This is a genomic window from Paraburkholderia sp. CNPSo 3076 (genome assembly GCF_026343935.1).
Taxonomy (GTDB): Bacteria; Pseudomonadota; Gammaproteobacteria; order Burkholderiales; family Burkholderiaceae; genus Paraburkholderia; species Paraburkholderia nodosa.
On the sequence record NZ_JAPMAL010000002.1, the window covers coordinates 247,996 to 260,043 of the forward strand.

Annotated in this window: 8 protein-coding genes; 3 read left to right on the top strand and 5 right to left on the bottom strand. The window is 66.1% G+C overall.

The genetic code is table 11. The features are described 5' to 3' along the window. Positions 1-7 precede the first annotated feature (7 nt). Together M3A49_RS03435 and hrpA are read right to left on the bottom strand one after the other, a co-directional pair. Positions 8-1,033, bottom strand: coding sequence for a beta-propeller fold lactonase family protein (locus tag M3A49_RS03435; RefSeq protein ID WP_266227472.1), 1,026 nt, complete (start codon positions 1,031-1,033; stop codon positions 8-10). Positions 1,034-1,178: 145 nt separating this feature from the next. Further along, positions 1,179-5,774, bottom strand: a complete 4,596-nt coding sequence (hrpA, locus tag M3A49_RS03440) for an ATP-dependent RNA helicase HrpA (RefSeq protein WP_266227473.1) — start codon at positions 5,772-5,774, stop codon at positions 1,179-1,181. A 23-nt stretch (positions 5,775-5,797) separates the two neighbouring features. Between hrpA and argA the strand changes: the two genes are divergently transcribed. The 3 genes from argA (at position 5,798) to proP (ending at position 9,643) form a co-directional block, all read left to right on the top strand. After that, positions 5,798-7,189, top strand: coding sequence for an amino-acid N-acetyltransferase (argA, locus tag M3A49_RS03445; protein ID WP_028204207.1), 1,392 nt, complete (start codon positions 5,798-5,800; stop codon positions 7,187-7,189). 42 nt (positions 7,190-7,231) lie between these two features. Further along, positions 7,232-7,507: an oxidative damage protection protein gene (locus M3A49_RS03450; protein ID WP_028204208.1), complete on the top strand. Its 276-nt coding sequence runs from the start codon at positions 7,232-7,234 to the stop codon at positions 7,505-7,507. A 669-nt stretch (positions 7,508-8,176) separates the two neighbouring features. After that, positions 8,177-9,643: a glycine betaine/L-proline transporter ProP gene (gene proP, locus M3A49_RS03455; protein ID WP_266227474.1), complete on the top strand. Its 1,467-nt coding sequence runs from the start codon at positions 8,177-8,179 to the stop codon at positions 9,641-9,643. Positions 9,644-9,711: 68 nt separating this feature from the next. Here the strand turns inward: proP and M3A49_RS03460 are convergent, their stop codons facing one another. From M3A49_RS03460 to M3A49_RS03470, 3 genes are read right to left on the bottom strand one after another with little or no spacing between them, the layout of a single operon-like run. Then, positions 9,712-10,200 carry a metallophosphoesterase family protein gene (locus M3A49_RS03460; RefSeq protein ID WP_266227475.1) on the bottom strand — a complete coding sequence of 163 codons (489 nt, stop codon included), beginning with the start codon at positions 10,198-10,200 and terminating at the stop codon, positions 9,712-9,714. A 41-nt stretch (positions 10,201-10,241) separates the two neighbouring features. Next, complete coding sequence (locus M3A49_RS03465; protein ID WP_254352886.1) at positions 10,242-10,616, bottom strand: cupin domain-containing protein; 375 nt, start codon at positions 10,614-10,616, stop codon at positions 10,242-10,244. Between the two features lie 10 nt (positions 10,617-10,626). Continuing rightward, the gene (locus M3A49_RS03470) at positions 10,627-12,030 is read right to left on the bottom strand and encodes an FAD-containing oxidoreductase (RefSeq protein ID WP_266227476.1); all 1,404 of its coding nucleotides are present in this window, start codon (positions 12,028-12,030) and stop codon (positions 10,627-10,629) included. Positions 12,031-12,048: the final 18 nt, after the last annotated feature.

Here is a 12,048-nt window from a genome sequence, read left to right on the forward strand (position 1 = left end):
CGTTGCTTTAAGCCCCGTTCGGCGCCGTGACGGGCGCGCGATCGTAGAAGTAGATGCCGTGCGGCGAGCGGCCCACGGCGATGGTCTTGATGAGCTTCCGGGTTTGCATGTCGATGAGGCCGATGTGCTTCGCGAAACGGAACGTCACCCACAGGTAGCGCTTGTCGGCGGTCAGCTCCATGTCGTCGGGGCCGGGCATCAGGCCGCTGATCTCGCCGGTCTTTTCGAGCGTGTCCTCGTCGATGATGCTGATGACGTTCGCCACGCGGCTCGACACCAGCACGTGGCGGCCGTCCACGAGCGAGCGGAAGTTGTGCGCGGCCTTGCCCACCTGGATCGTCTTGACGATCTTCTGGTTGCGCCAGTCCACCACCGCCACGTAGTCGGCGCCCGTCATGCCGATGAGCAGGTACTTGTCGCCGGGCGTGAGCCACAGGCCTGCCGGTGCGGCACCGACCTTCATCTTCCAGAGCACCTTCTGCGTCGGCAGATCGACCGCGGCGATTTCGCCCGAGACCTGCAGGGAAACGAACACGGTGCGGCTGTCGTTCGTGAACGCCAGGTGGCTCGGCATGGCCGAGAGCGGCAGGCGTTTGGCGAGCGTGATGTTGCTGCCGCCCGCGTAGTTGTAGATGTCGAGGCGGTCGAGGCGCAGGCCCGTAGTGACGAACCACTTGCGGTCGGGCGAGAAGCCGAGCTGATACGGGTCTTCGACGTTTTCGACCCAGCGCTGCGGCTTGCCGGTTTTCGGATCGACGAACAGGAGGTTGTTCGACACCGAGTTCGCGACGATCAGCGAGGTGTTGTCCGGCGTGGGAAACAGGTGGTGCGGTTCCTTGCCCGTGGGCACGGTGCCGACGACTTCGTGCGTCTTGTCGTCGATGAGGCTCAGCGTGGCTTCGCCCGAATTCAGGACGATGATGTTGTTCGCGTAAGCGGCCGTGGAGGCGAAGGTGGCAAGCGTCGCTGCGCAAGCGAGTGCAAACGTTGCGGCCTTGGCGGCGACGCGGCTAAAAGTGTTGTTGTTCGACATGAAGAATCGTTCCCGGGCAGATTCGTGATTGTAGAACGTCTACCCGCACGCAAGGTTGACGTAGAGCCCTTGAAATATGCAAGGGGCGCAATTAAGCGCCCCTTTTTCGAACAATTCGAACAACTGTTATGGCCCGTAATGCGCCTTATCGCTGCATCGATTCCCATACCTTGTGGAGGCGCTTGACCGAAACCGGCATCGGCGTGCGCAATTCCTGCGCGAAGAGCGAGATGCGCAGCTCTTCGAGCAGCCAGCGGAACTCCGAGAGACGCGGATCGAACACGCCGCCGCGCTGCGAGAGCGCGCGCTGATACTGCTGCGCGAGCGGCTGGAATTCGGCGGCCTGGCGCGCGTCGCGCGCGGGGTCGGCGCGCAGCTTGTCGATACGCAGCGCGACGCCCTTCAAGTAGCGCGGGAAATGCACGAGCTGCGCGTAGGGCGTCTCGAGAATGAAGCGCTTGCCGATGAGCGCGTCGACCTGCGCCTGCATGTCCGCCCCCGGCGCGCCGAAGGCCTTGGCCTGCACGAGTTTTTTGGCCAACGACGCGTATTCCGCGAGAATCTGCCCCACCAGACGCGCGATTTCCTGCGCGAGCAGCGAAAGACGTCCGCGGCCTTCGTCCTTGCGCGCGTGGAAGCTCGCGTCGTCGTCGGGCAGCGGGTCTTGCAGGCAGGCGCGATCGAGCGCGAGTTCGACCAGCTGGTCGCGCAGCTCTTCCTGCGTGGCGCGCGCCATGAACTGCATCGCCATCTCGCGCAGACCCGGCAGGTTCCTCTCCAGGTAGCGGATCGGCTCGCGCAGCTGCAGCGCGAAGAGCCGGCGCAGCCCCGCGCGATGGATGCGCGCGGCCTCCTCCGGCGAATCGAACACCTCGACGTCGCAATGCGTACCGCGATCGACGAGCGCCGGATAGCCGAACAGCGTCTGTCCGCCCCGGCGGATTTCCAGCAGCTCGGGCAGCTTGCCGAAATTCCACGTCGAGAGGTTTTCGTAGAGCGCCGTGGCGGGCGTTGCGTCGCCCGTCGCGGGCGTATGAGGCGCATTGCTCTTTTGCGGCGCGTGGTGGTTTGCGGCGCGCTCGACCGGAGCGTTCTGCGGTGCCTCACCGCCCTGCGCATGCGTTTCCAGCGCGGCGAGCGCCGTCGCGCTCGCAAGCTTCTGAAACTGCTGCTGCGCCTGCGCACCGAGTTCGGCGCGCATTTGCGCGAGGTTGCGGCCCATCGCGAGCTGGCGACCGTGCTCGTCGATCACCTTGAAGTTCATGAAGAGGTGCGCGGCCAGCGTCTCCAGCTTGAAATCGGCGGACTTCAGGGCGATCTGCTTTTGCTCGCGCACGTCGGCGATCAGCGCTTCCATGAGCCCGCCCGCACCGAAACGCTCGCCGCCCCCGCGCTCCGCGAAGCCGGCCGCGTACTCGGGCAGCGGCACGCAGTGGCGGCGCAGCTTCTGCGGCAGCGACTTCAGGAGCAGTTGCGCCTTCTCCTTGAGCATACCCGGCACGAGCCATTCGCAGCGGCGTGCATCGACCTGGTTGAGCGCGTAGAGCGGCACCGCGAGCGTCACGCCGTCGCGCGGCGAGCCCGGCTCGAAGTGATACGTGAGCGCCATCGCCACGCCCGACATCGTCATGCGCTTCGGGAACAGCTCGGTCGTCACGCCCGCTGCTTCGTGGCGCATCAGGTCGTCGCGAGAGAGGTACAAAAGACGCAGCTTGTCCTCGGGCTGGCCGCCCTTCCTCACCTCGTCGCGATACCAGCGCTCGAACGACGCCCCCGAGTAAATGCCTTCGGGAATCGCCTGATCGTAGAAGCCGTAGATCAGCTCATCGTCGACCAGCACGTCCTGGCGGCGCGACTTGTGTTCCAGTTGCTCGATATCGGCGAGCAGCTTGCGGTTGTGCGCGAAGAACGCGAGCTTCGTGTCGAATTCGCCTTCCACGAGCGCGCCGCGAATAAAGAGTTCGCGCGCACGCGCCGGGTCCTGCTTGCCGAACGCCACGCGCCGGCGTTGATACACCGTCAGGCCATACAGCACCCCGCGCTCGAACGCGCTCACCTGCGCCGCGCGTTTTTCCCAATGCGGCTCGGAGAGCGACGTCTTCAGCAAATGCGCGCCAACCTTCTCCAGCCACTCGGGCTCGATCTTCGCGATGCAGCGCGCGTAGAGGCGGCTCGTTTCGACGAGTTCGGCCGCCACCACCCAGCGCCCCGCCTTCTTCACGAGCGCCGAGCCCGGCCACAGATGGAATTTGATGCCGCGCGCGCCGAGGTAATGCGGCTCGTCGTCGGCCTTCAGGCCGATATTGCCGAGCAGGCCCGTGAGCAGCGAGTGATGGATCTGCTCGTAGGTTGCATCCGCTTCGTTGATGCGCCAGCCATGCTCGCGCACCACCGTCAGCAATTGCGAATGCACGTCGCGCCATTCGCGCAGACGCAGGTGCGAGAGGAAATTCGCGCGGCAGGCATCGAGCAGCTGCCGGTTGGACTTCTTGTGCGCGACGGCCTCTTCGAACCAGGCCCAGATCTTGAGCCACTGGAGAAACTCGGAGCGCTCGTCGGCAAAACGGCGATGCGCCTGGTCCGCCTGCTCCTGCGCCTCGATCGGCCGCTCGCGCGGATCCTGCACCGAAAGCGCGCTCGCGATGATGAGCACCTCGCGCAGCGCCTGCTCGTCGCGTGCGCCGAGAATCATGCGGCCCACGCGCGGATCGAGCGGCAGGCGCGCGAGTTCGCGGCCGAGCGGCGTGAGCGCGTTGTCGTCGTCCACGGCGCCGAGCTCGTTGAGCAGCTGATAGCCGTCGGCGATCGCGCGGCCCGGCGGCGGCTCGATGAACGGGAACGTCTCGATCGCCGTGAGATGCAGCGACTTCATGCGCAGAATCACGGCGGCGAGCGATGAGCGCAGGATTTCCGGATCGGAAAAGCGCGGCCGCGCGATGAAATCCGCTTCCTCGTAAAGCCGGATGCAGATGCCGTCCGCGACACGCCCGCAACGGCCCGCGCGCTGGCTCGCCGCCGCCTGTGCAATCGACTCGATCTGCAACTGCTCGACCTTGTTGCGGTACGAGTAGCGCTTCACGCGCGCGAGGCCCGTATCGACCACGTAGCGGATGCCCGGCACCGTAAGCGACGTTTCGGCCACATTGGTCGCGAGCACGATGCGGCGCGCGTTCGACGGCTTGAATACGCGCTCCTGCTCCTGCGCGGAAAGCCGCGCGAACAGCGGCAGGATTTCCGTGTGCGGCGGATGATGCTTGCGCAGCGCTTCCGCTGCGTCGCGGATTTCGCGCTCGCCGGGCAGGAACACGAGCACGTCGCCCGAGCCTTCGCGGCAGAGTTCGTCGACGGCATCGACGATCGCTTCCATCAGGTCGCGATCGGTATCGCGTTGCGACTTCGCGCCTTTTTCGCGACCCGTCGTGCCCTGCGCGTTCTTCACCGCCGGGCTGTCTTCCTGCACCGGGCGATAGCGCACCTCGACGGGATACAGCCGCCCGCTCACCTCGATCACCGGTGCGGGCTTTTCCTCGCTGCCGAAGTGCCGCGCGAAGCGATCGGCGTCGATGGTCGCCGAAGTCACGATCAGCTTGAGGTCGGGCCGGCGCGGCAGAATCTCCTTCAGATAGCCGAGCAGGAAGTCGATGTTCAGGCTGCGCTCGTGCGCCTCGTCGATGATGATGGTGTCATAGGCCTTGAGCAGCGGATCGGTTTGCGTCTCCGCGAGCAAAATGCCGTCGGTCATGAGCTTGACCGAGGCGCCCGGCGAGAGATTGTCGGTGAAGCGCACCTTATAGCCGACCACTTCGCCGAACGGCGTATTGAGTTCGTCGGCGATGCGTCGCGCCGTGGCTGAAGCCGCGATCCGGCGCGGCTGCGTATGGCCGATCAATCCCGTGCCGCCCGCGCCGAGGCCGCGGCCCAGCGCGAGCGCGATCTTCGGCAACTGCGTGGTCTTGCCCGAGCCCGTTTCGCCGCTCACGATCACGACCTGATTCTGCGCAATCGCACGCGCGATTTCCTCACGTCGGCCGGAGACCGGCAGCGCTTCGGGGAACGTGATGGGCGGCACCTTGTTCGGCTCGACGCTCGTGCGTGGTGCACGCGGCGGACGCTCCTGGCGTTCGGCGCGCGGCGCGCGATCACGTTCACGTTCGTCTTCGTTGCCGGGGCGCGGTGCGCGTTCCGATTTCGGCTTTGTGGGTCGCTGCGGATTCGGTGGGTTCTGCGGCTTCGCCTGCTTCGGGGGTTGCTGCGCGCGCGGCGGTTGATTGCGCGGCGCCTCGGCGCGCGCCTCGCGCGATTCGCCGGAGCGGTCTCGCGACGCGTTTCGCTGCGCCGGGCGTCGATCGTCGCGCACCTCGCGTGGCCTGGCCGGCTGCGCGGCGCTGCGCTCCGTACGCGGTTCACCTCGCGATGGAGATTGTGACTGCGGCGCGGCCTTCGTTTCGCTTCCCTGCTCGGGGCGCTGATCTGGGCGCTGATCTGGGCGCTGCTCCGCGCGCGGCGGCGTCTGCTGCTGCGTCTGCGGTTGCGTCTGCTCTGCGCGCTTGTCCTGCACGCGCGCGCCGCCCAGCGCCCCGCCGCCCATCAGCGCGCCAAGCTTGTCCGTCGACGCGAGCTTTTGCCCGTCGCCATACTTCTGCGACGCGCTTTTCGCTTTCGCGCCGTCCTGCGCCGTTTCCTTCCCGGCCGGGGTGTTGCTGCCCTGCGCCGAGGCAGGTCTTTTGGGTACATTCGACATGGGGGCGCATTATAATCCCGGGCATGAATTCCCAAACCGACCTCGTCCCCGCCACCGGCAGCACGCCGGCATCCACGGCCGCTGCGGATTCCGCTTCGCAGCTCATCGCGCAGCACGCGCAGTTCGTCGACTGGATGCGATCGGTCGCGCCCTACATCCACGCGTTCCAGGGGAAGACTTTCGTCGTCGGTTTCGGCGGCGAGGTCGTGCACCAGAACCTGCTCAACGCGCTCGTCGCCGACATCGCGCTCTTGCAGGCCATGGGCATCCAGATCGTGCTCGTGCACGGTTCGCGCCCTCAGGTCGAGGAGCAGATGAGCCTGCACGGCGTCGAATCCGAGTTCTCGCATGGCATGCGCATCACCAATGCCCGCGCGCTCGAATCGGCGAAGGAAGCGGCCGGTGAAGTGCGTCTCGATATCGAGGCCGCGATCAGCCAGGGTCTGCCGAACACGCCCATGGCGCACGCGCACATCAGCGTGGTGTCGGGCAACTTCGTGACAGCGCGGCCAGTCGGTATTCTCGACGGCGTGGACTTCCAGCACACGGGCGTGGTGCGCAAGATCGACGCCGATTCGATCCGCCACTCGCTCGCGAGCCGCAAGCTCGTGCTGCTCTCGCCGCTCGGCTTTTCGCCCACGGGCGAGGCCTTCAATCTGTCGATGGAAGACGTCGCCTCGGCGGCGGCCATCGCGCTGCGCGCCGACAAGATCGTCTTCCTTACGGAAACGCAGGGCCTGATCGACGAGGAAGGCGAACTGATCCGCGAAATGTCGCTCGACGACGCCTACAAGCTGCAAGAAGGCGGCACGGTGCTCGGCGACGAAGGCTTCTATCTGAAGCACTCCATTCGCGCCTGCCGCGGCGGCGTGGGCCGTGCGCACATCATTCCCTACGCGCTCGACGGCGGCTTGCTGCTCGAACTGTTCCTGCACGACGGCGTGGGCACCATGATCTCTTACGAGAATCTGGAAAGCCTGCGCGAAGCTACGCCTGACGACGTCGGCGGCATTCTCACGCTGATCGAGCCGCTCGAAACTGACGGCACGCTCGTGCGGCGCGGGCGTCACCAGATCGAGCGCGACATCGACCACTTCTCGGTGATCGAGCACGATGGCGTGCTGTTCGGCTGCGCGGCGCTTTACGCGTATTCGCAGGAGCGTATCGGCGAAATGGCGTGTCTCACGGTCTCGCCCGAAGCACAGGGCTCCGGCGACGGCGAACGCCTCTTGCGCCGCATCGAGCAGCGCGCGCGGGCCCGTGGCCTCACACGCATTTTCGTGCTCACCACGCGCACCGAACACTGGTTCCTGAAGCGCGGCTTCGTCAAGGCAACGGTGGACGACCTGCCCGAAGACCGCCGCCGCCTCTATAACTGGCAGCGCAAATCGCTCGTGCTGATGAAACAGCTCTGAGCGCGCTGCCACCCACACATACGACTACAGGAGAAGCACAGCATGGCCCGTATGATCCAATGCGCGAAGCTCGGCAAGGAAGCCGAAGGCCTCGACTTTCCGCCGCTGCCGGGAGAGCTCGGCAAGCGCATCTACGAAAACGTCTCGAAAGAGGCATGGCAGCAGTGGCTCAAGCAGCAGACCATGCTCATCAACGAAAACCGGCTGAACATGGCCGATCCGCGCGCGCGCCAGTACCTGATGAAGCAGACCGAGAAGTTCTTCTTCGGCGAAGGCGCCGACCAGGCTTCGGGCTATGTGCCGCCGACCGAAGGCTAAGGCCTTGCGGTGCGCGCCGGGATCTGTCCCTGAGGCGCACAAACACAGCAGATTGCACTGCAAAAACCGCGCCCCCGGCGCGGTTTTTTTATGCATTTCATGCGCTTTCCAGACTGCGGAAACGGTTCCATCAAAACGGCGCAATCGCCCGCCACATGAGGCTTCCAGCCCGCGCCCCGAATCCCCGCAGATACCGGGGTTTGCGCGATCTTCCGTTATCGTGCTAACATGTGGCCTCGTTCAACAGGCATTAGCCATCAATTGCATTCGGTAGGCGGCCAAAAACGGCACCCCTGCGGCACCCCCAAAACGCCATTATCCCGAATGCGCATATGACAAAAGGAACGCTCCGCCACGCGGGCTTCTTTTTCGTTTCAGCGGCGCTTTGACCAGGCAACCCAGGCACCTCGTGCCGGTCCAGCGTCCTCATGCGTCCTGCCCCCCTTCCACGGCCACGCAGGCGCAACGTTAAACACAATTTGTCCGAGTGTCGTTTCGCGACACTTCAGCATTGCTTTCGTGCGCCGCTCGCCTTGTGCGATGCACCATCGGCCCGCCCTCGTCCCTGACGTCACGCGGCGAGCCGTGCGCGAAATGTCGCCGCTATCGCGAAACGGTACACTCCGGCAACCGTGGCGAGCCCTCGTGGGTTCGTCGCAGTCATTGGAGATGCAGACCTTGAGCGCTTCCACTTCCGGCTCGTCGGCCCAGACCGACCTTACCTTCGACGACATCACGATCGTCGATAAAAGCCTCCTCAAACGCGCCGTCGGCGCCATGGCGCTCGGCAACGCCATGGAATGGTTCGACTTCGGCGTGTACAGCTACATCGCCGTCACGCTCGGCCAGGTGTTCTTCCCGTCGAGCAGCGCTTCGGCGCAGCTCATCGCCACGTTCGGCACGTTCGCGGCCGCGTTCGTCGTGCGCCCGATCGGCGGCATGGTGTTCGGGCCGCTCGGCGACCGCATCGGCCGCCAACGCGTGCTCGCGATGACGATGATCATGATGGCCTGCGGCACCTTCGCGATCGGCCTGATTCCCTCGTACAAGTCGATCGGCATTGCCGCGCCCGCGCTGCTGCTCGTGGCGCGCCTGGTGCAGGGCTTCTCGACCGGTGGCGAATACGGCGGCGCGGCGACCTTCATCGCCGAATTCGCCACCGACAAGCGCCGCGGCTTCATGGGCAGCTTCCTCGAGTTCGGCACGCTGATCGGCTATGTGTTCGGCGCGGGCACCGTTGCCGTGCTGACCGCCGTGCTCTCGCACCAGCAACTGCTCGACTGGGGCTGGCGCGTGCCGTTCATGATCGCGGGTCCGCTCGGCCTCATGGGTCTCTATATCCGCATGAAGCTCGAAGAGACGCCCGCGTTCAAGCGCGAAGCGGAACTGCGCGAAGCCGACGAGCACACGCGCCCGAAGCTCACGCTGCATTCGCTCCTCACGCAGCATCTGCGCCCCTTCCTGCTATGTGTGGGTCTCGTGCTGATCTTCAACGTGACCGACTACATGGCGCTGTCGTACCTGCCGAGCTACCTCTCGGCGACGCTGCACTTCAACGAGACGCACGGCCTCTTCCTCGTGCTGATCGTGATGGTGCTGATGATGCCGATGACGCTCGCGTTCGGCCGCCTGTCCGACGCCGTGGGCCGCAAGCCCGTGATGCTCGCCGGCTGCGTGGGCCTGATCCTGCTGTCGATCCCGTCGCTCACGCTGATCCAGACAGGCGCGCTCGTGCCGGTGTTTTTCGGTCTCCTGATTCTCGGCGCGCTGCTCTCGTGCTTCACGGGCGTGATGCCCTCGGCGCTGCCGGCGCTGTTCCCGACCGCGATCCGCTATGGCGCGCTCGCCATCGGCTTCAACGTGTCGGTGTCGCTGTTCGGCGGTACCACGCCGCTCGTGGCGGCATGGCTCGTCGAACACACGCAGAACCTCATGATGCCCGCGTACTACCTGATGGGCGCGGCGGTGATCGGCATCATCTCGGTGCTGGCGCTGCATGAAACGGCGCGCCGCCCGCTGCCGGGCTCGGCGCCGAGCGTGAGCACCAAGGCGGAAGCGCACGCGGTGCTGCGCGGGGTGCGTCTCGCGCGCGAACTCGACGAGGAATACGCCGTCGCCAACGCCGTGCGCGCCTGATACGGCACCGCTGAAACGCAAAAAGGCCAGCTTCGTGCTGGCCTTTTTTCTTGCGCGCTCGCTTAGTGCTATTCGACGAGATTGACGTGCTCGACCTCCAGTGCGCCCTTGCTGCCGATCGTCAGCATCGCCGCCGAGATCGGCAACTTGAAGCGGCGCGGCCCCGCGCTGCCAGGGTTCACGTACAGCACGCCCGCGCGCGTTTCGAGCGCGGGCTTGTGCGAATGCCCGCTCACGACCACAGCAATGCCATCGGCTGCAGGATCGCCCTGCAGATCGGGCAGTTCGTGGACCACCGCAAGCCGAACCCCACCCAGCGCGACGATGGTCTGCACCGGCAACGCCTCGGCCCACGCGCCATGATCGTTGTTGCCGCGCACGGCGGTGAGCGGCGCGATGGCCGCGAGCGTGTCGAGCACGCGTTGATCGCAGATGTCGCCCGCATGCACGATGGCGTCCGCGCCCTCGACGAAGGCGAGCAGTTCCGGACGCAGCAGATTGTGCGTGTCGGAAACCAGGGCAATACGTAGCGGAAGCGGCGGATGTTTCGCGGACATGTCGTTGCTTTTTGGTTGAACACTGCCGATTATCGCCGCGCTCATGCCTCGCCGTCGCCCTCCCCTGGCGCCGCGCCCACATAGACCGCGAGCCACACGCTCGGCACGGTCGGATCGGTCCATGACACACGATGACGGCAGTGCGCCGGGATGTGCACGTAGTCGCCGGGCAGCAGGCGTCGCGGCGGCGCTGCCGGGTCCTCGAATTCCAGCGTCGCCGCGCCGGCGAGAAGCGCCACCCACTCCTCGCGCGCGTCGTCGTACCAGAAACCCGGCGGGCTCGCCTGGCCCGTGGAGACGATGCGCTCGATCAGCACCTCGCCGCGCGAAACGAGCGTGTCGGTGCGCTCGTCATTGGCGTCGTGATGAATGCCTGCGAAGAGATTGCCGAATGCGGCCGTGTTCGATTCGTTCATGCAAAAGCGCTCATTGAAGTGGTTTCAGACCGTCGAGCAAGGTCGGCACCAGCTCGCTCACGGTCGGGTGGATGTGCATCGCGTATTGCAACGTCGTATAGGGCGCGTCGGCCGTCATCGTGTCGATGAACGTGTGGATCGCCTCGTCGCCCTCGATGCCGAAGATCGCCGCGCCGAGAATCCGCTGCGTCTGCGGGTCCACCAAGGCCTTCATGAAGCCGTCCGTCTCGCCGCGTTCGCGCGCGCGACCCACGCGCGACATCGGCATCGTGGCGATGAGCGCGGGTTTGCCGCGCTCGCGCACTTCGCGCTCGCTCATGCCGACGCGCGCAAGCGGCGGGTCGACGTACACCGCGTAGGCGGGAATGCGCGTGTCGGCACTGCGCACTTTGCCGTCCAGCAGATTCGCCGCGACGATCTGAAAGTCGTCGTATGACGTGTGCGTGAACGCGCCGCGGCCATTCACGTCGCCGAGCGCCCAGATGCCCTGCGCGCGCGTGCGCAACTGGCCGTCCACGGCGATGAGCCCGTGGGCGTCGCGCTCGATGCCCGCGGCGTCCAGCCCCAGATCGTCCGTGTTCGGCAGGCGGCCGGTCGCGAAGAGCAGATGCGAAACGTCGAGCGGACCGCTGTCGAGCACGATACGCACGCCCGCCTGGCCATCCAGCGGCGCGACGCTGCGTGGCTCTGCGCCGAAGCGAAATTCCACGCCTTCGCGTGCGAGCACGTCCTGTACCGCGCGCGAATGATCCTCGTCCTCGCGCGCGAGCACGCGCTGCCCGCGCACGAGCACCGTCACACGGCTGCCGAAGCGGCGGAACATCTGCGCGAATTCGAGCGCCACGTAGCTGCCTCCGCAGATCGCCAGATGCTCGGGCAGTTGCGCGAGCGCGAGCAGCGTCGAGTTGGTCTCGTAGCGGATCGTGTCGACGCCGGGAATGGCAGGAATCAGCGCGCGCGTGCCCGTGTTGATGAAGATCTCGGGCGCTTCGAGATCGACCTGCGCGCCGTCGTGCGCGGCCACGCGCACCGTATGCGCGCCCGTGAAGCGCGCGTGACCCTTGAGCACGGTGACGTTCGGCGCATGGCGCAACCACTGCTCGACGCCATCGCGCGACGCCCCGATGATGCGCTCCTTGCGCGCCTTCACGAACGCGAGATCGACGCGCACGTCGCCCGGCTGCGCGCCCTTGCCGATTTGCACGCCGAAGTCCGCCGCATGGCGCGCAACGTGGGCGGCGCGCGCGCAGGCGACATACGCCTTGGTCGGCGTGCAACCCACGTTCACGCAGGTCCCGCCGAATGACGCGCGCTCGATCACCGCGGTCTTGCGGCCGCTCTTGCCAAGCCGCACCGCGAGAGGCGGCCCGCTCTGCCCCGTGCCGATCACGATCGCATCGAAACGTTGTGCCATGCCGCTCTCCTTTGCCGT